The following is a 24,257-nucleotide window of genomic DNA, read 5'->3' on the forward strand; positions in this document are numbered from 1 at the left end:
TAACGCAGTCTTAAGCGAAAAGCTGAAGCTTATTTTAACCTTTCGACCGCTGCCAGCTCCGGACCTTTCGTAGATGTAAACGCTAAAAGGTAGCGATCACCACCGTCACCCAGCTTCAGTTTCTTCTTTAGTGCCTCAGGTGTTGAGGGATAGTTCCGAGTGATGATATTGGCTTTTCCCTCCGGAAAGTGATCGTGTAACTTTCGGCTGTCGGCCTTCAACGTAGAGACTACACGAAAGATCCTGCCTGGAAAACTTTCCTTCAAAGTGTCGCCGGTATACAAGTGAGTATTGACATGGAGCTTGTTCAGATTGTATCGCACCGATGGAAGTTTGAATGCACCCGCTTTCAACAGTGCTGCATTGGGCTCATATAAATAATCCATCACATCGGAGACTGTAGCTACTGCAAATTGCTCCTCTGAGATGGAAAACTCCAGCGAGGAAAGTGAGCCATCAGACTCGTTAATGGCGACGACCCTTGCTTCTCCTGAAAAACCACATTCGGCAATAAACAAAAGCTCACGTACCTCGTTATCCACGGCGACAACGAAGACCTTCTTCACCTGTCGTAGTTCGCCGAGTGCCAGTTGAATATCAAGCATCGGTGATGCCTTTGTCATCAGTATGCGTGAATGCCGGAGTATTTGGTCCTGCAATTCGGTAATGTCCGGTTGACAATCGTGAAGGCTATAAACCTTTCGGGAACCGCTGCGACGGGATGGATCTATATATACAGCTGACACGTCAACCATAGTTTTAAGAAACTCTTCGGCAGTATGAGTCGCGTACACAATGTTATCAGAACCCAGTAGCAAATGATTATGCTGGGCGAGTCGTTGCAACCTTTCATCTGGTTCAACATGAACAACGCTTTTGAAGAACTTGGAGAAGGCAAATGAATCAATTCCAAAGCCCCCGGTAAGATCCACCAAAGTGTCTGGTGGGAAAATTTCTGATGACAAATATGAGCGGATCAGACTGGCTTTAAACTGTGCCGTTTTTTCTGAAGAAGTCTGTTCGAGATTGAGAACCGGGGGATACAGTATGTCTTCGTTACTGTAGTATGTCGGCAATTTTGACTTCGCTTTCCGTCTACCAATAATCTGATCTGCAATAGCTGAGATGGGAACGTTGTCGATTGATTTGTACTTTAACAGAAGTGAAGGGACATCGGCATGCTCGTTCGCCATAACGAATTGTCTTACTTCAGGCGACAACGCAGCTGGATCGATCATGACTTATCTGTCGCTAATAATCCTCGTTTCGAATAGAACCAGATGTTTCGAACGTAAGCAACCATGCCAAGACCCTGTGATATAATCAACACTGGATCTCTACGGTTCAGACCATAAATCACCACGAGGACTGACGCAGAAAGACTAATGATCCAGAAGCCCAGTGGAAGTATAGAAATCTTTCGTCGTTCAGAATAGTACCATTGATAAATAAAGCGCAGGTTTAACATCAATTGCCCTATGGCGCCGATGATGAAGATTGGTTTCATCGGTTCAACATTTTGATACAGATCACCAATCAGATTGTGTACTGAAAAAAGTACAATGCCAAGGAACACCATTGGCAAAATCAACAGGAAGTATCGTATTGGTGCTATGATGGATGTCCACCTTTGTTTTAGTTGCAGATTCCGAATGTATATGTAGTAGGATAAAATCTGACCCAGGATGATGATTGGATCCTTTCTGAGTACTCCATACACAAGCACAATAAAGGATGCAATGAGACTAACCTGCCAGTACAAGACAGGGGATACCGGTCTGCCTTCACGTTCAGAGTAAAACCATTGAACGAGTATTCTCACACCGAACAAACTTTGGCCCCCGAAGCCGACTAAGTAGATCCAGTTCCATTTTGGTATGAGCAACTCCATTTGAAAATGCTGCAAAATACGGCTATTTGTGAGAAGGTTTCTTTTATTTTGACACCATGCAATTTGATCTGATTGTGATTGGTGGCGGAGCTGCCGGATTCTTTGGGGCCATTCAGGCTGCTGCAACGCGCCCAGGACTTCGAATTGCAGTCCTTGAGAAGACGCAGAAACTGTTGACAAAAGTTAAGGTGTCCGGAGGAGGCAGATGCAACGTGACGCATGCCTGTCATAACCCGTTTGAACTTGCACGGCATTATCCCCGTGGCGAGAAAATGCTGAAGCAATCTTTTAAAGAGTACCATGCTGACGATGTAGTTCAATGGTTCAAATCGCGAGGCATAGAATTGAAGACCGAAGGAGATGGAAGAATGTTCCCCGTGACGGATGACTCGCAAACTATCATCGATTGCTTTTTAACCGAGGCAACGCGACTCAACATTGATATTCAACGTGGCGCGGCGATCATCAGCGTTGTGAGGGGCACTGTTTTCACGATAGCGTCAGCTGATGGTAGATCATGGCAATCGAAACATCTGCTTATAGCCATAGGAGGGCACAACAACACTGAGCCCTATAACTGGATACGTGCGCTTGGTCACACCGTTGTACCGCCAATACCTTCGCTGTTTACATTCAACGATAAAGAGCGGCGGTTTCAAGACCTAATGGGTATTGCAGTGCCGGCGGGGGAAGTAAAAATAGCTTCTACAAAGTTTGCCGAGCGTGGTCCGATACTCATCACTCACTGGGGCCTTAGCGGACCAGCCGTCATCAAATTGTCGGCATGGGCAGCGACCTATTTGCATGAGCAGCGCTACGTCTTTGACGTTCGTATCAATTGGACAGGTGAGTCGGATGGTAAATGTCGGGAGACATTTACCGAGGCGAAAATATCCCGGTCAAAGCAAAAGATTCATGGTCATCCTATGTTCAGCATCCCGCAGCGTCTATGGGTAAGGTTGTGTGAACTTTCGGACATTGAAGTCTCTCGTGTGTGGGGCGAAGTCTCCAACAGGGAGTTGAATAAGCTAACAGAGCATCTCGTCAATACGGTAATGCATGTATCTGGTAAGACTACGTTCAAGGAGGAATTTGTCACTTGTGGGGGGGTGGAATTAAATGAAATAGATTCAACCACACTTGAAAGCAAGAAGGTGCCAGGTTTGTATTTCGCAGGTGAGGTACTTAACATCGATGGCGAGACGGGAGGATTCAATTTTCAGGCAGCATGGACGACCGCTTACCTTGCCGCGAGAAGTATTGCAGATGCGTGATTCATTACCTGGCGAGCGCAGTCCGATTATTTCCCTGGCTCGGAATTTTCTTAGCTATGATGCGTGCGGGATGTACTGCAGTATTTATGTCGTTGGTGATAATGTAGTCCCTTTGGCATCGACCATGATTTTCGTAGGCTGACCCACCACCCAGGCCTGGTTATAATTCTCGTGACCAAAAGGAAGTCCCCATCCAACGGGGTAGCTGGTGTTCAGAATTTTATCCCTTATCATGCTCTCGAACCCTTCCTTATAATTAGATGTATCGCGAAGGTCACTCATATGTCCGATTGCAAGTCCTGCCAGATTATCAAACTTCCCGGTTCGTTTCAAATGAGTTAGCATTCGGTCAAGCCGATAAAGATCTTCGTCGATCTCTTCAAGAAGCAGAATGCTACCACGTGTGTTGATCTCTGAAGAAGTTGCAAGTGAGTCCGCAATGATTGACAGGTTTCCACCGATAAGAATGCCTTCGCCGCTTCCGGGTCTGTTCGCTGGGTGAGGCGGTGAGGTCATTTCCATCGCTCCTTCGAACAGGGTTTTCCTGAGATTTTCCACAGAAGGCTTCCAGTTATCTTTTCCAAACTGAACGGGCATGGTCCCATGAATACAACGCACTCCGAAATTGTAGGCAGCCAGTAATACGGCTGTGATGTCGCTGAAGCCAACCAGCCACTTTGGTGAATCCCGAAGATTTGTAAAGTCGATCTGGTCGATGATGCGAGTGCTTCCATATCCGCCACGCACGCAAAAGATTGCGCGTATTTCTTCATCGTTGATAGCTTCCTGAATATCGGCAAGTCTCCTTTCGTCTGTGGCAGAGAGATAGCTGTGATCTTCCGTGTGAACATACTGGCCTGTGGAAACAGTCAACCCCCATGATCTTATAACCCCGACAGCGGCATCCAATTCTGCCGGACTCAGTTTTTTCGCGGGTGCTACTATAGCGACCTTGTCTCCGGGTTTGAGTAGTGCTGGTGTGATCATCTTTGATTTAAATGGTGAGATCATCGAGGTCTTCAGGATTCACTAATGCAGCTGATGCTAATTCTACGTAACGTACTAAAAAAGAAAAACCCCTTCTGCGCCAGAAGGGGTTTAGTTTATTAAGCTATGAGCTTATTATTTCTTAGGCTGCGCCGGAGCAGTTGCTGTAGCTGGCTTAGGTGTTACGCCGAGCTTCTTCAATACGAGGTCGGAAACATCCATTTTTTCGTCACCGTACAGGATTACATCCAAACCACCGATCTGCTGGCTGAAGACAAATGTGAAGCCATTTTCTTTAGCTACGTCTTCGATGCCCTTGCCTACTTTTTTGTAAACAGGATCCATCAGCTGAGCGCGCTTGGTTTCAATTGTTGTCTGAGCATCAGTCTGAAGCTTTTCAAGGTTTTGTTGCATTTGCTGCAATTCGCGTTCAGTGTTTTGACGCACAGCTTCAAGCATGGTGTTCAGATTGGCCTGGTAATCCTGAACCTTTTTCTGGAACTCCTGATACTTGGTATCTATCTGGTTTTTGAGCTGGGCCTGGGTTGATTTCAATTCGGCATCAATTGCCTTTGACTCTGGCATTTGGCTAAAGATGTAATCAACGTCTGCATAGCCGATTTTTGGGGCTGCTGTTTGTGCGTAAGTTGTCAAAGCCCCAATTCCCAACGCCAGAAGTAGAACAAATTTTCTCATTACAGTTGTTTTAGTTTTTTATCTTATCGTTAGGGTCTCCGTAACCCAATTGATCAAGTACAAAGTCCGTATAATCATGCCGGGGGTCCGTATAGATCATAACGAGTTCCGCGGATTTGTCGAACATTATTGCGAGGTTGTTTTCCTTGCAAACCTTCTCCACCGCGTCCCACACCTTATCCTGTATGGGTTTAATTAATTCCTGTTTTTTCAGAAAGAAGAGTCCGTTGAAACCGAACACTTTTTTCTGATAGTCTTTCAGCTCTGTTTCCTTTTTTTGGATTGCTTCCGTACGCTCCTTCCTCATCGCTTCTGTGAGCAGGACCTGTTCGGCCTGAAGGGCGCTATACATTCCGTCAATTTTCTTTTGACTCTCCTTTATCTCCTTCTCCCAAGCCTCGGAAAGCTGATTTATCTCATCCTGCGCCTTTTTGTATTCCGGCATCTTCCCAAGGATAAAATCCGTGTCGATGTACCCGAACCGCTGTGCGTGGACAAAATTCAGGCCGAAAATGAGAAAAAAAACTGTAATAATATAAGGCCGCATAATTATCTGATTTGCTGACCAATAGTAAAGTGGAATTGCGATCCACTAACGTCCCTGCCACTACCGAGCGGTACGGGATCAAATCCGTAGGCCCAGTTCAAACCAATCAAACCAAATGCCGGCATGAAAATCCTGGCACCAACGCCGGCCGCCTTGTACATGCTGAATGGATTGAAATCAGCATAGTCGCCCCAGTTATTTCCTGCCTCAGTAAAGATCAAACCGTAAATGGTCGCTGCGTTTCCAGTCGTTACAGGATAACGCAACTCAATACCCATCTTTTCATAAACTATACCTCCAAGCTGCTGAGTGCTGTTGCCGGTCTGATACTTTGGAGGAGTGATCTGATTGTCCTGATATCCGCGCAATCCAATGATTTCTTTTCCAAGAACGAAGGAGTTGAATCCACCAGCAAGACCACTACCACCTAGCACAAAACGCTCAAATGGACCGATACCTGTTTTCTCCTTATTGTATGCTCCGATGAAACCGAAGTGAACCTTCGCTTCCAGCACAAGCTTCTTCTTGCTATCCAAAGGCAGGTAGTAGCGTGCATCGAACATCCACTTGTGATATTCCTGCCATTTGTTCTTCTCGGCTGCTGTCGCTGTTGAATAATCCATTCCATTAAATGCGGAGTATGGAGGAGTCAAAGCAAGGCTAAGCGAAATGGTAGAGCCCTGAGAAGGGTACATCTGATTATCGATGCTGTTACGCGATATTGTGGTGTTGAACGTGATCGCGTTTGAAGAACAGTCTGTACATCCAATTCCGTAGTCGATATTCTGCAGCGTATATACCGCGAAACCCAGGGAGTTGGTCAGCGTGAAGTAGTTATCAGGCCACTCGAGCATACGACCAAGGCCGATGGAGAAGTTATCCGCGCGAAGCATCGAATTCAAATCGTTGTAACTTGAAGCGCCCTGACCTGCATAGCGGGACATCGAACGCACATAACTTACGCTGAAGGAGTGCGGCTTGCGACCGCCAAGCCATGGTTCAGTGAATGAGAAACTATAGCTCTGGAATGAGCGACCGTTGGCCTGCACACGCAACGACAGTTTCTGGCCATCACCTGTTGGCAGCGGTTTCCAGTTCTTCAGGTGAGGAATGTTTTTGATAGAGAAGTTATTGAATGTAAGACCCAACGTTCCCACGAATCCATAATAACCACCCCAACCACCAGACAATTCAACCTGGTCATTGGATTGTTCTTCTACCTGCCATTCAATATCAACAGTTCCTTTTTGTTGATTAGGTGTGAGTTGCTGACCAATAGTCGCAGGGTTGAAGAAGCCCAACTGACCCAGACGTTGTTGTGTTCTGATAATATCAGAGCGACGGAATTTCTGTCCGGGAATGGTACTCAGTTCGCGACGGATCACGTGATCGCTGGTGCGCTCGTTACCAGCGATGGTAACCTCATTGATTGTTGCCTGCTCGCCTTCGAATATTCGCATCTCCACATCAATTGAGTCACCGGCAACAGCAACCTCAACGTCATTGATTCTGAAGAACAAATAACCATCATCCATATAAAGACCACTGATGTCCATTCCTTTCGGATTGAACTGCAGCTTTTTGGAAATGGCCTCTTTGTTGTAAACGTCCCCCTTGTTGATACCTAGTACGGCCGCCAGTTGTTTGTCGGTGTAGATGTAGTTACCGGTCCAAAAGATGTTTCTGAAGTAATACTTCGGACCTTCAGAGACCACGAAGTTGATGTCAATAGATTTCTCATCATGATTGACAATAGTATCGGATACAATCTCGGCATCACGGTACCCCTGGGTGTTGTAGAATGCGAGGACTTTCTTTTTGTCTTCTTCGTAATCTGCGCGGATGAACTTGGAGCTCGCAAAGACATTAGGCTTGAAGTTGTCGTGTACGAATTCAAGCAACTCTTTCTTTCCGGCCACAACGCTTGTATCAAAATAAGTTGCCGGATTGATATGGAAAACGTGATTGAGGATCGTCCTGTGTATTGAGAGTCGGGCACGCTCGTGCGTCTTCTTCATTTTGCTCTTCAACTTCGAATCAGGAATAGCGTCATTACCCACAAACGAGATGTTGTTGATCTTAACTTTGGACTTCGGATTTACGGCTATCTTTAAACGAATTCCATCCCGGTTCAGTGTGTCCTTCTGTTGAAGGATCTTCACTTCTGTATTGAGATAGCCCTTCTTGACGAAATATTTTTTCACTGCGGATTCGGTGTTACGGATCATGGCATCAGTCACGATTTTACCGCGAATAAGCTTTAGATCGTCCTTAAGACCGCTTTCCTGACCTTTACCGATACCAGTAAAATAGAAGCCGGTGAGGCGGGGTCTCTCTGCAAGGGCAATGCTGAGGAATACGTTATTGCCTTCTATCCTGTCGACATTGATGGAGATATCACCAACAAGCCCGTACTTCCAGATTTTGCGGATTGCGTCAGTGATGCCGTCGCCCGGTATTTTGATTTTATCCCCGACCTTCAAGCCGGAGATTGATATCATGGCGTTCTTGTCCAGCACATTCAAACCGGTCACTTCAATACCCCCGATCGTATATTCAATCGGGTTATTATAGTTTAAAGTGCTTTCAGAAGGAGCGGCAGAAGGTCTGTCACCACGGTTTTTTCTGAACTGAGCCCAGGTCTCACCAACAACGAAAAAGAGAATAGCAATTAATAAGACGCGTTTCATTCAACTCACCGGATTCAATTGTTCACTTGTTTTTCCAAATCGTCGTTCTCGTTGCTGATAGGACAAGATTGCTTCGTATAGCGTTTCTTTTCTGAAGTCAGGCCACAGCGTTGGCGTAATGAAGAGCTCCGTATACGCTATCTGCCACAGCAGAAAATTGCTGACACGCAATTCGCCACTGGTGCGGATAAGGAGCTCCGGATCTGGGATGCCCGAAGTCTTCAAATAGTTTTCTATGGTCTGCTCATTTATCGCATCGGGTTGTAGATTTCCCGCCTTGACCTTATTCGCAATCTCACGTACAGCTTCGGTGATTTCCCACCTGCCACTGTAGCTAAGGGCTAAAATGAGGGTCAGCCCCTTATTATCCTTTGTTTTGTCAATCGCCCAGCTAAGATTTTCCTGGCAGTTTTTAGGCAGCTGGGTAATGTCTCCGATCGTCTTAAGCTTTACCCCATTCTCGTTCAATCGCTTGATCTCCTGTTTCAGGGTATTGACGAGCAACTCCATCAGACCATCAACTTCAGCTTTCGGCCGGCTCCAGTTTTCTGTAGAAAACGCATAGAGCGTCAGGTATTTAATGCCGAGTTCACCGCAGCCTTCGGTCACTTCGCGTACAGCATCCACTGCATTGCGGTGACCAAATATCCGTAGCGCGCCTTTCTTCTTTGCCCAGCGCCCATTACCATCCATGATCACCGCGATGTGCTGCGGTAACTTGTTTGGATCTATATGTTCCTTTGTAAAAGCCACAAGGGTGCAAAAGTAGTAAAAAATCAGTCGTAAGTACTTAGTCCTGAGTCCTTAGTCTTGAGTATTTATAAAGTTCCTTTCAAATTGACCCAGTAGGTCCTGGCCAGCCCTTTCAGGTTAGCCTCACCGTAAGGCTCTTGTTTACTTGAATTTTAACTAAGGACTAAATACTCAGGACTCAATACTACCTGTATGGATTGGTTGGGCAGGGGATAGTATAGAACGTGCGGGTAATGCTGAATCCCAAAAAGTAGTAGTGGTCGTTGTTGCTGTCGTTGCCATACTGATAATTCTTGTTTCGGAAGTCACCTCCGGAAACATTATCAAGATAGTCGAAGAATGTTTTTCGCATACCAAACTCCAACGACAGGTACCACTTCGGATTTAGCACGTATTTAACGCCTCCACCAAAGGGAATGGCCATCTGGACCGTACTATACGCCTGGCTGCGATCGACATCACCCGAAAAACCAAAAAGGGCAACGCCGCCAAAAAGATAAGGTGTGAATCTTACAAATCGCTTCGAATCACGCCAGTTCAGGAAGTGATACTCGGCCACTGTCGATGCCTCAAAGAGAAAATGCTTGAAAGAAGCGTTTCGTTGGGTAGCAAAAGCGTCAGTAGGGACTTCACTTGCCCCGATCAAACCGGCGGTGATGGCGGCCCTGAGACTGACCACGTTGCTCAGGTTTGAGCGATAGAAAACCGTAGCGGCAGGCTTGGAGTATTTGAAGTTATAAAACTGAACCAGGTCGCCGGTATAGTTGAATGTACCCAGGCCAAAACCGACTTCAGAACTTTGAGCTGTGACATTCTCTGCAAACAGGAGTGCAATGGATAATGCTGTAAAGAATGTGCGCAACAGTTTCGACATTATCTGAATTTAGCACGATGCATAGACTTACCAAGTACATAGGTGAGCTTAAAGGTAGTCACCATGAATATGTCCCTGTCGTTCTTGCTACCGCGGTTGTTGTCTTTAAACTCACTTCCATATCCAGGCACAACAGAGTAGCTTTTACCGTCGCGGCCCACATAAGTGTAAGTCGGCGTAGCTACTTCGTTTGAGCGATAAGACATTGCTTTAGCAAGTTCATTGCCTCCGAATACGCCCAGATCGACGTAGTGTCGACTCACATCATCAATATAATCAGTGAATAGATATCTAAAGCCCCATTCAACTGATAAATCCATTACTTCGTTCAGCTTAAAACGAGCTCCAATGCCCATTGGTATAGCCAACTGAATGTTTTTATAAGGTTTGATGCCATAATTAACGTCAGTTTCGAGCAGCTGAGAGTGCTGACCCTCGGTACCTAAATCCCTGAGGTCGATCCATTGACCAGCTTCCGGAAGGGGATTGCCATTCAGATCCGTTGCCGGCGCCTGGGCCTGTGGATTGTGCATGAAAACAGATGCACCAGCAAAAACGTAAGGTGTCCAGTCCACTCGGCTGATGTACGTCATAGAGTTGTCGAACAAGTCGATACTGGCAACAACGGACAGTTCCTTAATTCTATTTCGGAACGAGAGGTTACGGGTATATCGGTATGTGCCGTTTTCTGCATCACCAGGGTCAGCGGATTCCTTGTCCGAGCCTTTTAACGCTCCGTACATGAATGATGCGGAAATTGCGTATCGAGGACCGAAACGATGAGAATAAGATAAAGCTATGGCAGGTTTTGTAAATGTGATGTCAGTGCTGAAGATTCCCGGCTTGGGTGAAAGGTCACCGTAATAGTTCAGCGCGCTAATGCCGATTCCAAGCATATCATAGCGCTTCTCTTTGCCAAACCAGGACTTTCGGCCCCGGTATGTGGCCATTTTGTGGTTATTCTTTTTGATCGTCCTGCGGTTGACCTGAGCCTCCGCATCAAAAACCAGTGAAACAAAAAGGACTGCGACGACTACCTGAAAAAATCTCCTCATCCTTAAAAAAAGTCAAGATGTGCAGAGTACAAAGTTAACAAAAAATCAATTCCTGGCGTCAAGTCCCCAGTTGAGCTTTTGCCTCAGCGTTTTGAAGTAGTTATTTACTTCAAGTTGCACTAAATGGACGTTGAAATCTGCCTTGCTAATTTGTAGTTCTATCGAAGAATCTACTGAGGCCATCCTGGAATCGAGTGAAACCAAGTACTTGCGACTCCTGCCCTCGACCTTTACAGTGATATGAGCAGTTTCAGGCACCACAATCGGTCGCACCGTCAAATTATGGGGGCTAACAGGCGTAATTACGAAATTCTGAGACCGTGGAAATATTAAGGGACCTCCGCAACTGAGAGAATACCCGGTAGAACCAGTTGGGGTGGAAATGATGAGACCATCCGCCCAATACGAATTTAGAAACTCACCATCCACATATGTGTGAATAGTGATCATTGACGAAGAATCCTTTTTTACAACCGTAAAATCATTGAGGGCAAAGTTGAGCGAACCAAAGATGCTTTTGTTGGTAGCAAGTTTCAACAACGCACGGGTGTCCAAACTGTAGGCACCATCGAGTACACTTCTAAGCGCATGTTCTGTTTCTTCCTTGCTGATGTTGGCAAGGAAACCAAGCCTGCCGGTGTTAATCCCTAACACCGGTATTTCCAGTTTACCAATGTGAGTGATTGACTCAAGCAGCGTACCGTCTCCGCCAATACTGATAAACAGCTGCACGCGCGATAGTTCCTTACTGCTCTGATAAGTTTTGAATCGGTTTTGGATCTTAGCTTTCTTGAGATACAGGCTAAACTTTGCTGAGACCAGAACGTCAGCTTTCGATGCGGAGAAGATTTCAAAAATGCGAGCGATGAACGGTGCCGATACGCGATTGAACTCTTTCCCGTGCACGGCAATTTTCATTAGTCGCGGTTTAAGTTTAGTAGCAAGTAAACAACTCGAAATAAAGATAGGAACGCCTCCGAAATGGACAAAGGTCGCCATTCAAATAGATCAACTAAATTCAGAAGGAGTTAGAAGAAGGACGCGATGTCCGTCGGTTGAAAAGAAACATCACACTGAGAAGCTAATGATATTCCCTGCGTCAAATACCAAGCTTGTATTTGATGGGAAGCACAAATCTGGAACTAACAGCGTTGCCCTTAACAGTTCCCGGAATCCAGGCAGGAAAAAGGCGAACTATCCTCAATGCCTCACCGTCCAGTTCGGGCGATACTCCTTTAATAACTGAAGCGTCGCCTACACTGCCATCCTTGTAGACCACGAAAGCAAGAAACACAGTGCCTTCAGCTCTGGCCTTTCGAGCCGCCGCCGGGTATTTGACATTCTTGCCGAGAAACTGGATCAGGCCTTCCATGCCGCCAGGAAACTGCGCTTGTTCGTCCACCCGTATATAGATAGAATCTTCCGTCAATGCTATTGTGCTATTGGATTGTACATAGCGCATTGTGGAACTTGATCCACCCTGCGGTTTCATGAAGAAACAAAATAATACGTAGATCGATTAAATGTCGAGATAACGTAAAAGCATGTCAATACGCTCTTTGCCATCTCCTGTGGGCTTCGTTTCCTGATATCGCCCAATGACCCGATAACCAAATCTTTCCAGTGTTGCAACGATACGATGCAGATCGATCTGGTTAATCTTCAAAGTCAGCCTTAGCTTGGAAGGATCCAGAGGATCCTCCTTCACGATGCTGCTTAGTACCTTTGCGTGATTTTCTTCAATGAGTCGGCTAATTTCTGACAACGAATAATCAACGTGGGTCATAGACAAAACAAGTATTCCACCCGGCAACTGAACTGCAGCTGTCTGCGCAAAACTTGTTAAAGTATCCTGAACCGTGATAAGACCACAATAAATTTGTTCTTCATTCAGAACAGCAACCACCTGGAGTTTGTTCTCAGCGGCGACTTTCAAAATATCGTAGAAGTGAGTGTCGAGATGAACGTAGCAATTCTGTCCAACCAGGTTGAAGTCGCGAACAGGACGGTCGACTTCGTTTGTCTCCAGGATGATCTCTTCTGATATAAATCCAAGAAGTTTTCCGTCATCGACAACGGGCATGAAATTGCAACGAAATTCTTCCATCCACACGATCGCCTTGTGTGCATCGTCCGATGCTTTCAGCGGAGGGATCATGTGATTAATCAGATCTTCTGCAATCATGGTAATTAAAGCCAGCCTAATATACGTAATGAAACGGCCTACTGGATGAGATAACGGTAAGGTTACCCCAAAAATTCGCTAACGATCTCGTTAAATTTTTCCGGATGCTCCATCATTGGAGCATGACAACACTTATCTATAAACCGTAACTCCGAATTGGGAATCAATCTATTGAATTCGTGTGCGACCAGTGGTGGTGTGATGGTATCATTCAAACCCCATACCAAAAGTGTCGGTACTTTAATATTTGGGATCTCGTCGGCCAGATTGTTTCGTTGAGCCGATTTGGCAATCGCAACAATCCGCAGGCACTTGGGAATACTATTAGTAATATCGAAAACTTCGTCGATCAGGTCTTTTGTAGCGACTTTGGGATCATAAAAAGTATAGGCAACCCGTTCTCTGATATAGTCATAGTTTCCCCTCTTGGGATAGGAGCCACCCATTGAGTCTTCAAACAGGCCGGAACTTCCGGTCAGAATCAGCTTTTTGACTTTCTCCTGATTATTTAGCGTGTACAGCAAACCAACGTGACCCCCGAGGCTATTCCCAATAAGGATCATGTTGTCCAGGCCTTTGAAGTCAACAAACTCTTTCAGGAATCGGCTCAAGCCTTCTAGGCCCGCCTCGCGGATCGGCATTTCATAAATAGGAAGCATTGGAATCACCACACGATAGCGATCAGAAAAGCCTCCTACTACCGCTTCCCAGTTACTCAGGGCGCCAAAAAGTCCGTGCAATAGCAACAGTATAGGCCCTTGCCCCTCCTCTACGTATTTGTAACCATTCTCTTCCTTAACTGATAAAGCCATGCTGAGAATTAATTCGGATAAGTAAATAAAAAATTGATCAGAAAAAAAATAAGGTGCTGTTCGCTTACAGCACGTCCCTGAAGAATGGAATCAGGTCGCCCACCCAATCAGTGACTTTGGGTGCAAAACTGGCAAAAATTGGATAAAAAGTTGAGCCTTCCGACCATTGTTCAAGCGCTTTAAAGTGCAAAGCGTCGGCGATCCATATCATAATGCTCAACATAAATGCCGACCGCACGACGCCCAGTATGGCGCCAGCGATCTGATCCGCCCCACCCAATAGTGTTTGTCGGACAGACTCCTTGATCATCTTACCAAGCAAGCCTACGACTATGACAATCACCAGAAAAACAACGGCAAAGGCGGCGTAGGGCAGAACCTTTTCGTCAATGTTGAATCGATTGTTCAGCATGACCATTGCAAGGCCCATCAGCTTAAAGCCACCGAGCACACCAAGAAACACACCTAGAAGTGAAAACAATTCAACTATAAAACCCGACCTGAACCCCTGAACGGCCCCCAACAGGACGATGATCAAGATGATAAAATCAATAGCTTTCAAGCGCCAAGCAGTCTTTTTACCGTCTCAGAAATCACTTTGCCATCGGCTTGACCAGCAAGCGATTTGGTTGCAATCCCCATGACCTTACCGAGGTCGGAAGGTCCTTTGGCACCCGTTTGTTCAATGATATTCTTTAACGTAGACTCCAACTCGTCCTGCGACATCTGTTTTGGCAAATACCGGTTAATTACATTTAGCTGAAACAACTCTTTGTCGGCCAGATCCTGTCTGCTTTGTTGCGTGAAGATATCGGCGGATTCCTTTCGTTGTTTGGCTGCCTTTACGAGCAATTTGTTTTCCTTGTCGGCGGAAATCTCTTCGCTCGCTCCCTTATCTGTTTCAGCAAGCAGGATAAGCGACTTGATGCTCCTCAATGCTTCCAACTCTTCCTTGTTCTTGGCAAGCATCGCCTTCTTGATGTCGGCGTCGATCTGCTGTTTAAGACTCATACTTTCCTTCAATAATATTTTACGAAACGAATTCTTAGGTTATTGAGTTTATTACGTTGTTTTACAATCTCAATTATGACCAGACTGAGCGTCAATATTAATAAAATTGCCACACTCCGAAACGCAAGGGGTGGAAATAATCCCGATGTCGTAAAAGCGGCAATAGATTGTGAACGATTCGGTGCGCAAGGAATTACCGTTCACCCAAGACCAGACGAACGACATATTCGTTATTCGGATGTTCTCGCACTTAAGAAAGTAGTCAAGACGGAGTTTAACATCGAGGGTTATCCTGACCCGCGTTATATGAAGCTTGTTGCCGAAGTACGTCCGGCGCAGGCAACACTTGTGCCTGATGCGCCTGATGCGATCACTTCGAATGCAGGATGGGATACTCTCAGGCACGCGTCACTACTAAGGGACATCGTAAAAGAATTGAAGGCGTCAAACGTGCGTGTTTCAATTTTTGTCGACCCTGTTCCGCGTATGGTTGAAGGAGCGGCGGCTTGTGGAGCCGACAGAATCGAATTGTATACAGAGCCATACGCTCACGAATTCAATGTTGATAAGACGGTCGCTGTTAAGCCCTATATTGAAAGTGCACGTATTGCTCACGGCGCGGGCTTAGGCGTAAATGCAGGGCACGACCTCGACCTGAATAACCTCAATTACCTGGTAACTCAACTTCCACATCTCGATGAGGTGTCGATTGGCCACGCACTAATAAGCGATGCCCTTTATCTTGGACTTGAAAATACTATTCAACTATACCTTCGCGCGTGCAAGCGCTAAGGGTCAACAAGGGTTTTTAATAATCGCCTCACTATCTTAAGACGCTAAACGGTACCACATTTGGTCACCAGCATTAACCAACATCATACATGAAGATTCGCGAAATGTTCAGTGAGCCTGACCTGCAACGGATCAAGGACGCCGTTGCCAAAGCCGAAGGCAACATATCGGGAGAGATCGTGCCTGTCATGGTCGAGCGTAGTGGTCGTTACACAAGTGCAAACTATAAGGGAGCAATTCTCGCTGCCAGCTTTGCCTTTCTTACCATGATCGTTTTTGACCGATACGTATTCTCGACCTCGAGCAATGCACTATTTTATGATCCGGTATTCATTTTTCTCATCGTCGCCGCGGCAGGATTCGCCGGGGGCCTGGCAACAAGCTATTCAGATCCGTTAAAACGACTGCTTGCAGGTCGGACGAATCTTGACACTGCCGCCCGACAGCGCGCAGAGAATGCGTTTCTCGAAGAGGAAGTTTTCAACACCCGTCAACGCACTGGTATCATGATCTTCATTTCGTTTTTTGAACACGAAGTTATTGTCATGGCAGACACGGGCATCAGCAAGGTTGTAGATAAATCCCGTTGGGATGAAATCGTATCAGATCTCATTGGCAATATCAGACAAGGGGATGTAGTTAATGGCCTTGAGAAGGCTGTCGCCCGATGCGGCTCAATCCTATTTGAAAAAGGTTTTACAAAAAGCGAAGACGATACAAACGAACTTCGCGATGACCTCAGACTACAGTGATGAGGCGATTGCGTTTCAAAACATACTTTTACCTCTTACTTATAATGGCTGCATTAATCCATACGGCAGCCCTTGCTCAACTCGCTATTCCGGAAAATGGTGGATATTGGGTCCACGATGAGGCGAACATTCTTTCGCAGGGAACACGTACACAGCTTGAATCGCTGCTAAAAGCAGACCGCGATTCAACCAGCAATCAGATCGCGGTGCTAATTATTCCTTCTCTTCAGGGCGAACCAATTGAGGACTATTCAATACGTGTAGCCACCGCGTGGCGTCTCGGTACTGAGAAGAACGACAACGGAGTTTTGTTGCTCGTTGTAATAAAGGAAAGACAGGTAAGGATTGAAGTGGGACAGGGACTGGAGGGTGTTCTGACCGATGCCATGTCGAGTCGCATAAACAGGAATGAAATAGTTCCTCGTTTTAGGAATGGCGACTACGAGGGAGGAGTAATAGCAGGAGTTGCAGCGATAATAAAAACGATACACGGCGAATATGTCAACGATCAACCCGTTCAGCAGAAAAGGAAAGGCCGTGGTATCCCGGTTTCAACTATCGTTATCATCATCATTATTCTTATAGCGATAAGCAGGAATAATGGAGGACGCGGCCGACGTGGCGGTGGCTATTGGTCAACAGGAGGATGGATGGGCCCTATGGGCGGCTTTGGCAGAGGCGGAGACAGTGGCGGCTCCTGGGGAGGCGGTGGCGGCGACTTTGGAGGGGGCGGTAGTTTTGGAGGCGGCGGCTCAAGCGATTCCTGGTAAAACTCCGTGACTCGTGTTTCAATCAAAGATGATTAAGTGATTAAAGACCTACTCCGATGAAATCAATAAAAGCTACCCAAATGCGGGTTCGGTACCTGTTGTGTTTGGTCTTAGTTGCCGGCGTATCTGCTGCTTACGCTCAGCGCGCCGTTCCGGAATTGTGGGGACTGCATGTTCATGACGAATCTCATGTGTTGTCTACTGAGGCGATCGATCGCCTGGAACACCAGCTTGACGTCTATGAAGATTCAACATCAAATCAAATAGCTGTACTCATCATACCTTCACTGGATGGTGATGTTTTGGAGCAATATTCATTGCGTGTAGCCGAGGCGTGGAGGCTGGGCCAATCAGACAAAGACAACGGCGCTTTGCTACTGATTGCGTTGAACGATCGCAAGATGCGTATAGAGGTAGGTCAGGGTCTTGAAGGCCCATTGACTGACGCTGTGTGCAGTCGAATTATCAGAAATGAGATCGCTCCACCCTTCAGACAGAGTAACTATGATGACGGCATAACCGCCGGTATCAATGCTATGATTTCAGCAATTGGCGGCGAGTACACAGCCGCTGATGCAGACGCCGACGGCAATGCGGACTTCACCCTGAAGGAGAAGGTTCTTATAGGACTTTTTCTCTTCGTTGTGCTGGGTATTTTTACCGTCATCGGTATACTAGCACCAGGATGCGCAGGGTGGTTTCTTTACGCCTTTCTGATTCCCTTTTACGCCTTGTTTCCAATGATGATCGTTGGAACGGGCGGCGGACTTGCAATCCTAATCACTTATCTCATCGTTTTTCCATTGTTAAAGTTTCTTCTGCCAAAAACAGCCTGGGGAGGGCGCCTTACGAAAAAGCTGTCAAGTTCTGGAAAATCGCGGGGTGGCCGATGGTCTGGTGGATCGGGCTGGGGAGGCTGGTCAAGCGGATCAGGTGGAGGCGGAAGCAGTGGTGGTGGTGGATTTTCTGGGGGCGGTGGATCCTTTGGCGGCGGTGGCAGCAGCGGTTCATGGTAGCCCTTTGGCCGATCCCAACCAGAAAAAAATAGCGTCCTGCAAAGTGACTTTAATGTTCCCTGGGCATCAAAATCTTTAATTAGCCAGAACCTCGTACATGCTTTTGCCTGCGGGCGCATCTGAAAACGGCCGTTCAGAATACAGGGAAAACAAATATTTGCGATGTCGGCCGACAACCTTATTTTTGACCCTTCTTTTAAATACCCATCTGCAAACATGAAACGCGACAAGGCTATCTTCGAATTGATCGAAAAGGAACGGCAACGTCAGGAGGAAGGAATCGAACTTATTGCTTCCGAGAACTTCACCTCACCACAGGTGATGAAAGCGCAAGGCTCAGTGCTTACAAACAAGTATGCGGAAGGGCTGCCAGGCAAACGCTATTATGGCGGTTGCGAAGTTGTCGACGAAGTTGAACAACTGGCAATTGATCGCGCGAAAGAATTGTTTGGCGCGGAATGGGCAAATGTTCAGCCGCATTCGGGCGCACAAGCAAACGCCGCAGTAATGCTTGCTTGTCTTAAGCCGGGTGATAAAATTCTTGGCTTTGACCTGTCGCACGGCGGCCACCTTACTCACGGTTCACCCGTAAATTTTTCAGGCAAACTTTATCAGCCAACATTCTATGGTGTAGAGGAAGCCACGGGCCTTATCGACTTCGATAAAGTTATTGAGACAGCACAACGAGAGAAACCGAAATTGATCATATGCGGTGCTTCTGCCTACAGCCGCGATTGGGACTACAAGAAGCTGCGTGAAGCTGCTGACAGCGTGGGTGCATTGCTTATGGCCGACATTTCTCACCCTGCCGGACTGATCGCACGTGGTCTTCTGGCTGATCCGATGGAACATTGCCATATCGTTACAACCACTACACACAAGACTCTTCGCGGTCCTAGAGGAGGCATGATTCTGGTGGGTAAGAACTTCGACAACCCCTGGGGTCTCAAGACACCTAAAGGTGAACTGAGAAAGATCACGTCAGTTCTCGACTCAGGCGTATTCCCGGGAACACAAGGTGGACCACTGGAACACGTTATCGCCGCAAAGGCAGTAAGCTTTAAAGAAGCGCTTTCAGATGAGTACATGGACTATATCGTTCAGGTTGCTCGCAACGCCAAGGCTATGGCACAGGCATTCGTAGACCTCGGTTACAAGATCATCTCAGGAGGCACAGACAATCACCTGATGCTGATCGACCTTCGTTCAAAAAATCTTACAGGCAAGAAGGCGGAAGAAGCGCTTATCCAGGCAGATATTACGATTAACAAGAACATGGTTCCCTTCGACACACAATCGCCAATGGTAACATCTGGTATGCGTATCGGAACGCCGGCAATAACCACTCGCGGATTGAAAGAGAAGGATGTTGTTAAGATTGTTGAACTTATCGACGAGGCACTTCAGAAGACCGATGATGAGAAGCATTTGAAGAGCGTACGCAAGAAGGTAAATCGTTTGATGACGAAGTTCCCGCTGTACGAAGCATAATAAACATGGTGAGCAATCACCGACTAAATAAGAAAGAGCATGCCATTGGATCAAGAGTTGAATGAAGAGAAGGAGATGAGTTTCCTCGACCACCTCGAGGAATTGCGCTGGCATCTGATCCGTTCGCTGATTGCTATTTGCGTATTTACTATTGGCGCCTTCCTAAGTGCCAAATGGATATTTGAAAACATCATCTTTGCGCCGGCACGTCCCGAATTCCCAACCTTCAAAGCGCTGTGCAGATTAGCCGACCTGTTGAATCAGGAAGGCCTGTGCATCACGGACATACCGTTCAAGGTTCAGAGCAGAAACATGACCGGCCAGTTCACGATGCACATTATGGCCTCGTTTATTATTGGGCTAGTCGTCGCATTTCCCTATGTATGCTGGGAGATATGGAGGTTCGTGAAACCGGGGCTCCAACGCAATGAGCGCAAATATTCAAGGGGTGCTGTTGCCGCAGTGTCGGTGCTGTTTTTCCTGGGGATATCTTTTGGATTTTATGTTATCGCTCCCTGGATGGTGTACTTCCTGGCGAACTACAGCATCAGCGACATGGTTGTGAATGAATTTGACATCACGTCGTATGTCTCGACCGTTGTGCTTCTCGTGTTCGGATCGGGTCTGCTCTTTCAATTGCCAGTAGTCATTTACTTCCTTACTAAGATCGGCATCGTATCACCAGAGTTCCTGCGCAAATACCGCAAGCACTCGATTATTATTATTCTGATAGTCGCAGCTATCGTTACGCCTCCGGACCCATTGAGCCAGATGCTGATTACCATACCACTGTATCTGCTGTTTGAGATCAGTATTCTGATTTCGTCAGGTGTGGCTAAGCGGAAAGCAAAGGAGGAGGCCGAAGAATTATTGCGTGAGCAGCAGTCAAGCGTCCACCCCACAGACATAACCCAGGACTAACGCTTTAATGTTCAGGGCACCAATCAACGGTGCGGGAACATCAAACGACAACCGTAAAAACACAAAGATGAAAATAGCCATCGGCAGCGATCACGCAGGATTCCACTATAAGGAAATGCTGCGTAAAGCATTGGAGGCACAGGGCAACGAGGTAAAGGATTTTGGAGCTTACTCTGATGAATCATCGGACTATGCCGACTTCGCCCACCCGGTTGCTAACTCAGTAGAATCCGCGGAGGCGAAGTTTGGTGTGCTGGTTTGTGGTAGTGCCAACGGTGTGGCCATTACGGCAAACAAACATGCAGGTATCCGCGCTGCGATCTGCTGGACTCCGGAACTTGCCTCACTGGCACGTGCACACAACGATGCGAATGTAGTATGCATCCCTGCACGCTTCATCAGCGAAGCAGATGCAAGAACTATTGTTGATCTCTTCCTTACTACTGCCTTTGAAGGCGGAAGACACGCACGCCGTGTGGGCAAAATTGCTTGTTAATCTTTTGATTGCTCTTATAAGTCCGCCGTCAATATGAATATTGAGGGTGAGGCGTTTCTTACTGTTTGGTCAGCACGTAGTAGTCACCCTGCCGTTTGTATTGCTTTTTCAATTCAGGAAGTCGTTCCAGGTAAGGCTGAAGCATATTGTGCTTGTCGCGGATGACTTCAGGTGGATCATTCTTGAATCCGTTCGACACCAGGATCACGTTCTCGTAATATTCCGGCTGAGTAAATATCGAACGACTCAAGGTCCAGTCCAGGAACGGCGTCGCCAACCTGTTCTTCGAATATATCTCCCACCCCTCGTCTAAAACCAGAAGCCGTTTGCCGGTATATGGTGAATCATCCTTGCGAACAATCAGCTCCCGGTAATTCACACTTCCAAAAGCTCCGTATCGGGCCAGGTTGGCGATCAAAACCGTACCTCCGAGGAACACCCATATTGCGATCTCAGCGAATTTTCTTTTCGGCATAATCAACAGGAAGTGCGTGACGAAGAAGCAAAGTCCGGGTATAACGCTTACAAAATTCTGCGGTCGGAAGTCTCGTGATACATATACCTGTATTAAAGCAAACAGCGTCCAGAAGAACATTGCCTGTACCAGCTGAGTCTGATACTTCGAGAGCCGTGCTTCACGATTCATCAGCACAATGGACACAACAAGATATATCAGGGGCAACGTGACCAACGTCCACAATCCGCCTGTGGAAATGTAACGCACAGAGTGCACTGTCAAGTTTGCAACGTAATAGAATTGCCAGACAGCAGATAGTCCATCCTTCAAATAATAGATGGCCAGTAGTAGCAGGTGAGGCAACGCAAAACCAACGATGAGTAACAGATATTTACGGAAGTTGCTTCTCGTAAACACCGCGAGCGTAATGAAAGATCCGATCAGAAGTACACTATACGAAAATGAGAACAGGGAAGCGATACTAATGTATAAGCCAAGACCGAAGATGGATTCTGAACGCTGTTCCCGAAATTCTATTTCTTTGAAAAGACTGCTGAGAGCAGGTAACAGGGCGCCTGCACCCATGAGTTCTGGTGTGAGTGAAAGCGTGTCGTACGAAAAACAAAAGGCGACGACGTATATCAGTGATGGAATGTACGTCTGTTCAGCAAATGCCTTTTGATTCGAGAATACAATTCCAATATATGCCGCCTGGAAAAAAATCAGCACAAAGCTGATGATGTGACGTGCCAGTATAGAACGGCCGAAGACGACATCAAGCAGTGCATTGACCCAGCCCGCCAGCGGCCCGGATGAATCAACTATTGATGTATAAAGGGAGGACCCTTCATGCAACTTTTCACCGATGACAAAGGCCTTAAGCTCGGGGTAAGTAAGCTCTGGCGTATCGATGAAAAATGGCAACGATATAATGAGAAAGATCACCAGTAAACCCAGCAATCGGTACGGATCGTTTATTCGAAAATACTGTAACAAGTAAAATGAGCTTAAAAATCACAAAATAGAGGAGGTTTTTATAATTGCCAATGGTTGATTGCTAATTGTTGATACATGAGTCATATTTGTCTCATGAGTGGATCGACGAGGCAGCAGAAGTACGGGAGGCTCATTCAAAAGGAACTGAGCGAGATTTTCCAACGCGACAAGCGTGGAATATTGGAGAATGCATTCATAACGATAGCCGACGTCAAGGTTAATGCGGACCTGAGCGTAGCTAAGGTGTACATCAGCATGTTGTTGGCTAAGGAAAAGGAAAAAGTACTCGACAACATAAACCGGCATAAAAGCGAATTGCGCCGTGCCCTTGGGGATAAGATTGGCAAACAGGTCCGGATCGTTCCCGAGCTCATATTTTATCGCGACGAAGTTGAAGAGAACGCCTCGCGTATGGATGAACTCATCAAAAATCTCAACATTCCGCCCGAGAAGTGAGCGTTTCCATTACTCATTCAAGCTGTAACCTCCGTTAAACGTGAACCTGTCACTATTCATTGCCCGGCGGTATCTCTTCTCCCGACGAAAAAAGAATTTCATCAATATCATTTCCATTATCTCGGTGGTGGCAGTGGCCTTGATTTCAGCAGCTATTATTATCGTGCTGTCTATTTTTAATGGATTGGGCGATCTGCTGCATTCTGTAAACAACTCTTTCGATCCTGAGATTAAAATCGAGGCCGCAAAGGGAAAGTCATTCGTGGTTAATTCAGCACTGCTAAAGAAGATTAAGGCGGTTGAGGGAGTTGATCTGATCACAGAGGTAATCGAAGACTTTGCTTATGCCCGCTACAACAACGCGGACCAGGTAGTCACTGTTAAAGGTGTTAGTGACAATTTCATTGAGCAGAACCGAATTCCAAAAAGCAGTGTCGTTGAGGGCGAGCTGGCACTGAAACGAGGTAAGACGCCCCGTGCCCTGGTGGGTTACGGTGTCAAAAGCACATTGTCAATTGCCCTCGACCAGGACTTTTACCCACTTCAATTGTTCTATGTTCGTGCCAAATCAGGTACCGTGGATGCTTCGAAGTTGTATACTCAACGGAATATCTATCCGGGGGGCGTTTTCATGATCGTGCAAAACTTTGATGAAAATTATGTGATCGTTCCCCTGTCGTTTGCCCAGGAGCTATTCAACTATTCGGACCGCAGGACTTCTCTTGAACTCAAGCTTCACCCTGCGGCAAATGTCGCCTCCGTGGAAACTGCGCTGCAACAGTCTCTGGGTGAGTCATTCAAAATCCTGAATTCTGAGGAACAGCATGAAGACGTTTACCGGGTTATCAAGCTGGAGAAACTGTTCGCCTCTATTGCCGCAATACTATTGCTGTTGATCGGTTCTATAAACATATACTTCAGCCTTATGATGCTCGCCCTTGATAAGAAAAGGGATATTACACTGCTTTCAGCCCTTGGGGCGGATGGAAGCCTGCTGAAAAGGATCTTTCTGACGGAGGGAATGCTGATCGCGGCGATCGGGACCCTGAGCGGACTAGCTGCCGGAGCGCTGATAGTATTCCTTCAACAGAAGTTTGGCCTGGTGAGCATGGGCATGCAAAGCGCGATCGTTGACGGCTATCCTGTCAAAATGAGGTTTGCAGATTTTGCCTATGTGTTCGTTGTAATGACAGTTGTAACCATTTTAGTCTCGTCGAGACCTGCGACGATTGCAGCTCGGTTTGCTTCCGTGCAGCACCTTTGATGTAAGTTTTGTGTACCATTTTTTTGGAAAAAGGGACCAAATCAGCTTATTTATGCTTAATTTTCAGATTC

The 24,257-nt window shown here is 46.7% G+C and carries 26 protein-coding genes; 10 read left to right on the plus strand and 16 right to left on the minus strand.

Annotated elements, in window-relative coordinates:
- Window positions 1-29 precede the first annotated feature (29 nt).
- The gene (locus WBG78_RS01865; RefSeq protein ID WP_337324661.1) at window positions 30-1,238 is read right to left on the minus strand and encodes a THUMP-like domain-containing protein; all 1,209 of its coding nucleotides are present in this window, start codon (window positions 1,236-1,238) and stop codon (window positions 30-32) included.
- Complete coding sequence (locus tag WBG78_RS01870) at window positions 1,235-1,906, minus strand: lipid-A-disaccharide synthase N-terminal domain-containing protein (RefSeq protein ID WP_337324662.1); 672 nt, start codon at window positions 1,904-1,906, stop codon at window positions 1,235-1,237. The genes WBG78_RS01865 and WBG78_RS01870 overlap by 4 nt, the downstream gene beginning before the upstream one ends.
- A 41-nt stretch (window positions 1,907-1,947) precedes the next feature.
- On the opposite strand from WBG78_RS01870, the gene WBG78_RS01875 reads away from it, so the two are divergent.
- Window positions 1,948-3,165: an NAD(P)/FAD-dependent oxidoreductase gene (locus WBG78_RS01875; RefSeq protein WP_337324663.1), complete on the plus strand. Its 1,218-nt coding sequence runs from the start codon at window positions 1,948-1,950 to the stop codon at window positions 3,163-3,165.
- Between the two features lie 84 nt (window positions 3,166-3,249).
- Here the strand turns inward: WBG78_RS01875 and WBG78_RS01880 are convergent, their stop codons facing one another.
- The 13 genes from WBG78_RS01880 to WBG78_RS01940 all read right to left on the minus strand — a co-directional run bounded on the left by WBG78_RS01880 (window position 3,250) and on the right by WBG78_RS01940 (window position 14,775).
- On the minus strand, window positions 3,250-4,152 hold the full coding sequence (locus WBG78_RS01880) for a S66 peptidase family protein (protein ID WP_337324664.1): 903 nt from the start codon (window positions 4,150-4,152) through the stop codon (window positions 3,250-3,252).
- A 135-nt stretch (window positions 4,153-4,287) separates the two neighbouring features.
- Complete coding sequence (locus tag WBG78_RS01885) at window positions 4,288-4,848, minus strand: OmpH family outer membrane protein (protein WP_337324665.1); 561 nt, start codon at window positions 4,846-4,848, stop codon at window positions 4,288-4,290.
- A gap of 10 nt (window positions 4,849-4,858) precedes the next feature.
- Window positions 4,859-5,395, minus strand: a complete 537-nt coding sequence (locus WBG78_RS01890; protein ID WP_337324666.1) for an OmpH family outer membrane protein — start codon at window positions 5,393-5,395, stop codon at window positions 4,859-4,861.
- 2 nt (window positions 5,396-5,397) lie between these two features.
- Complete coding sequence (locus WBG78_RS01895; protein ID WP_337324667.1) at window positions 5,398-8,085, minus strand: BamA/OMP85 family outer membrane protein; 2,688 nt, start codon at window positions 8,083-8,085, stop codon at window positions 5,398-5,400.
- Window positions 8,086-8,838, minus strand: a complete 753-nt coding sequence (locus WBG78_RS01900; protein WP_337324668.1) for an isoprenyl transferase — start codon at window positions 8,836-8,838, stop codon at window positions 8,086-8,088. It abuts the gene before it with no gap.
- A 184-nt stretch (window positions 8,839-9,022) separates the two neighbouring features.
- Window positions 9,023-9,712 carry a type IX secretion system protein PorG gene (porG, locus tag WBG78_RS01905; protein WP_337324669.1) on the minus strand — a complete coding sequence of 230 codons (690 nt, stop codon included), beginning with the start codon at window positions 9,710-9,712 and terminating at the stop codon, window positions 9,023-9,025.
- On the minus strand, window positions 9,712-10,767 hold the full coding sequence (locus tag WBG78_RS01910; protein WP_337324670.1) for a DUF6089 family protein: 1,056 nt from the start codon (window positions 10,765-10,767) through the stop codon (window positions 9,712-9,714). Before WBG78_RS01910 ends, porG begins: the two co-directional genes overlap by 1 nt.
- A gap of 45 nt (window positions 10,768-10,812) precedes the next feature.
- On the minus strand, window positions 10,813-11,685 hold the full coding sequence (locus WBG78_RS01915; RefSeq protein WP_337324671.1) for an NAD kinase: 873 nt from the start codon (window positions 11,683-11,685) through the stop codon (window positions 10,813-10,815).
- Between the two features lie 181 nt (window positions 11,686-11,866).
- Window positions 11,867-12,259 carry an energy transducer TonB gene (locus WBG78_RS01920; protein ID WP_337324672.1) on the minus strand — a complete coding sequence of 131 codons (393 nt, stop codon included), beginning with the start codon at window positions 12,257-12,259 and terminating at the stop codon, window positions 11,867-11,869.
- Between the two features lie 27 nt (window positions 12,260-12,286).
- Window positions 12,287-12,952, minus strand: coding sequence for a CBS domain-containing protein (locus WBG78_RS01925; protein ID WP_337324673.1), 666 nt, complete (start codon window positions 12,950-12,952; stop codon window positions 12,287-12,289).
- A gap of 62 nt (window positions 12,953-13,014) precedes the next feature.
- Complete coding sequence (locus WBG78_RS01930) at window positions 13,015-13,764, minus strand: alpha/beta fold hydrolase (RefSeq protein ID WP_337324674.1); 750 nt, start codon at window positions 13,762-13,764, stop codon at window positions 13,015-13,017.
- Between the two features lie 64 nt (window positions 13,765-13,828).
- Window positions 13,829-14,326 carry a CvpA family protein gene (locus WBG78_RS01935; protein ID WP_337324675.1) on the minus strand — a complete coding sequence of 166 codons (498 nt, stop codon included), beginning with the start codon at window positions 14,324-14,326 and terminating at the stop codon, window positions 13,829-13,831.
- Complete coding sequence (locus WBG78_RS01940; protein WP_337324676.1) at window positions 14,323-14,775, minus strand: GatB/YqeY domain-containing protein; 453 nt, start codon at window positions 14,773-14,775, stop codon at window positions 14,323-14,325. Before WBG78_RS01940 ends, WBG78_RS01935 begins: the two co-directional genes overlap by 4 nt.
- Before the next feature lie 75 nt (window positions 14,776-14,850).
- On the opposite strand from WBG78_RS01940, the gene WBG78_RS01945 reads away from it, so the two are divergent.
- The 7 genes from WBG78_RS01945 to rpiB all read left to right on the plus strand — a co-directional run bounded on the left by WBG78_RS01945 (window position 14,851) and on the right by rpiB (window position 21,013).
- Entirely contained in the window at window positions 14,851-15,567 is a 717-nt protein-coding gene (locus WBG78_RS01945; RefSeq protein ID WP_337324677.1) for a pyridoxine 5'-phosphate synthase, read from the plus strand.
- Between the two features lie 89 nt (window positions 15,568-15,656).
- Window positions 15,657-16,319 (plus strand): TPM domain-containing protein, encoded by a 663-nt coding sequence (locus WBG78_RS01950; protein ID WP_337324678.1) that lies wholly within the window; start codon window positions 15,657-15,659, stop codon window positions 16,317-16,319.
- Window positions 16,320-16,363: 44 nt separating this feature from the next.
- Complete coding sequence (locus WBG78_RS01955) at window positions 16,364-17,089, plus strand: TPM domain-containing protein (RefSeq protein WP_337324679.1); 726 nt, start codon at window positions 16,364-16,366, stop codon at window positions 17,087-17,089.
- Between the two features lie 56 nt (window positions 17,090-17,145).
- Window positions 17,146-18,105: a TPM domain-containing protein gene (locus WBG78_RS01960; protein WP_337324680.1), complete on the plus strand. Its 960-nt coding sequence runs from the start codon at window positions 17,146-17,148 to the stop codon at window positions 18,103-18,105.
- Between the two features lie 216 nt (window positions 18,106-18,321).
- The gene (gene glyA, locus WBG78_RS01965) at window positions 18,322-19,596 is read left to right on the plus strand and encodes a serine hydroxymethyltransferase (RefSeq protein WP_337324681.1); all 1,275 of its coding nucleotides are present in this window, start codon (window positions 18,322-18,324) and stop codon (window positions 19,594-19,596) included.
- Between the two features lie 39 nt (window positions 19,597-19,635).
- Window positions 19,636-20,517, plus strand: coding sequence for a twin-arginine translocase subunit TatC (gene tatC / locus WBG78_RS01970; RefSeq protein WP_337324682.1), 882 nt, complete (start codon window positions 19,636-19,638; stop codon window positions 20,515-20,517).
- Between the two features lie 67 nt (window positions 20,518-20,584).
- Window positions 20,585-21,013, plus strand: a complete 429-nt coding sequence (gene rpiB / locus WBG78_RS01975; protein ID WP_337324683.1) for a ribose 5-phosphate isomerase B — start codon at window positions 20,585-20,587, stop codon at window positions 21,011-21,013.
- A 58-nt stretch (window positions 21,014-21,071) separates the two neighbouring features.
- Here rpiB and WBG78_RS01980 read toward each other — a convergent pair whose 3' ends face one another.
- Complete coding sequence (locus tag WBG78_RS01980; protein WP_337324684.1) at window positions 21,072-22,466, minus strand: hypothetical protein; 1,395 nt, start codon at window positions 22,464-22,466, stop codon at window positions 21,072-21,074.
- A 75-nt stretch (window positions 22,467-22,541) separates the two neighbouring features.
- Here WBG78_RS01980 and rbfA point away from each other — a divergent pair, with 75 nt between their 5' ends.
- Window positions 22,542-22,922 (plus strand): 30S ribosome-binding factor RbfA, encoded by a 381-nt coding sequence (rbfA, locus tag WBG78_RS01985; RefSeq protein WP_337324685.1) that lies wholly within the window; start codon window positions 22,542-22,544, stop codon window positions 22,920-22,922.
- A gap of 40 nt (window positions 22,923-22,962) precedes the next feature.
- Complete coding sequence (locus WBG78_RS01990; RefSeq protein ID WP_337324686.1) at window positions 22,963-24,186, plus strand: ABC transporter permease; 1,224 nt, start codon at window positions 22,963-22,965, stop codon at window positions 24,184-24,186.
- Window positions 24,187-24,257 lie beyond the last annotated feature (71 nt).

The organism is Chryseolinea sp. T2, from assembly GCF_037203685.1.
Classification (GTDB): Bacteria; Bacteroidota; Bacteroidia; order Cytophagales; family Cyclobacteriaceae; genus Chryseolinea.

Excerpts from the sequence above, each read along its gene's own strand:
- rbfA (WP_337324685.1), top strand. The coding sequence starts at position 22,542 with ATGAGTCATATTTGTCTCATGAGTGGATCGACGAGGCAGCAGAAGTAC.
- WBG78_RS01895 (WP_337324667.1), bottom strand. The coding sequence starts at position 8,085 with ATGAAACGCGTCTTATTAATTGCTATTCTCTTTTTCGTTGTTGGTGAG.
- WBG78_RS01875 (WP_337324663.1), top strand. The coding sequence starts at position 1,948 with ATGCAATTTGATCTGATTGTGATTGGTGGCGGAGCTGCCGGATTCTTT.
- WBG78_RS01925 (WP_337324673.1), bottom strand. The coding sequence starts at position 12,952 with ATGATTGCAGAAGATCTGATTAATCACATGATCCCTCCGCTGAAAGCA.
- glyA (WP_337324681.1), top strand. The coding sequence starts at position 18,322 with ATGAAACGCGACAAGGCTATCTTCGAATTGATCGAAAAGGAACGGCAA.
- WBG78_RS01920 (WP_337324672.1), bottom strand. The coding sequence starts at position 12,259 with ATGAAACCGCAGGGTGGATCAAGTTCCACAATGCGCTATGTACAATCC.
- WBG78_RS01945 (WP_337324677.1), top strand. The coding sequence starts at position 14,851 with ATGACCAGACTGAGCGTCAATATTAATAAAATTGCCACACTCCGAAAC.
- rpiB (WP_337324683.1), top strand. The coding sequence starts at position 20,585 with ATGAAAATAGCCATCGGCAGCGATCACGCAGGATTCCACTATAAGGAA.
- WBG78_RS01890 (WP_337324666.1), bottom strand. The coding sequence starts at position 5,395 with ATGCGGCCTTATATTATTACAGTTTTTTTTCTCATTTTCGGCCTGAAT.
- WBG78_RS01940 (WP_337324676.1), bottom strand. The coding sequence starts at position 14,775 with ATGAGTCTTAAACAGCAGATCGACGCCGACATCAAGAAGGCGATGCTT.
- WBG78_RS01865 (WP_337324661.1), bottom strand. The coding sequence starts at position 1,238 with ATGATCGATCCAGCTGCGTTGTCGCCTGAAGTAAGACAATTCGTTATG.
- WBG78_RS01955 (WP_337324679.1), top strand. The coding sequence starts at position 16,364 with ATGGCTGCATTAATCCATACGGCAGCCCTTGCTCAACTCGCTATTCCG.
- WBG78_RS01930 (WP_337324674.1), bottom strand. The coding sequence starts at position 13,764 with ATGGCTTTATCAGTTAAGGAAGAGAATGGTTACAAATACGTAGAGGAG.
- WBG78_RS01880 (WP_337324664.1), bottom strand. The coding sequence starts at position 4,152 with ATGATCACACCAGCACTACTCAAACCCGGAGACAAGGTCGCTATAGTA.
- tatC (WP_337324682.1), top strand. The coding sequence starts at position 19,636 with ATGCCATTGGATCAAGAGTTGAATGAAGAGAAGGAGATGAGTTTCCTC.
- WBG78_RS01910 (WP_337324670.1), bottom strand. The coding sequence starts at position 10,767 with ATGAGGAGATTTTTTCAGGTAGTCGTCGCAGTCCTTTTTGTTTCACTG.
- porG (WP_337324669.1), bottom strand. The coding sequence starts at position 9,712 with ATGTCGAAACTGTTGCGCACATTCTTTACAGCATTATCCATTGCACTC.
- WBG78_RS01960 (WP_337324680.1), top strand. The coding sequence starts at position 17,146 with ATGAAATCAATAAAAGCTACCCAAATGCGGGTTCGGTACCTGTTGTGT.
- WBG78_RS01950 (WP_337324678.1), top strand. The coding sequence starts at position 15,657 with ATGAAGATTCGCGAAATGTTCAGTGAGCCTGACCTGCAACGGATCAAG.
- WBG78_RS01915 (WP_337324671.1), bottom strand. The coding sequence starts at position 11,685 with ATGAAAATTGCCGTGCACGGGAAAGAGTTCAATCGCGTATCGGCACCG.
- WBG78_RS01885 (WP_337324665.1), bottom strand. The coding sequence starts at position 4,848 with ATGAGAAAATTTGTTCTACTTCTGGCGTTGGGAATTGGGGCTTTGACA.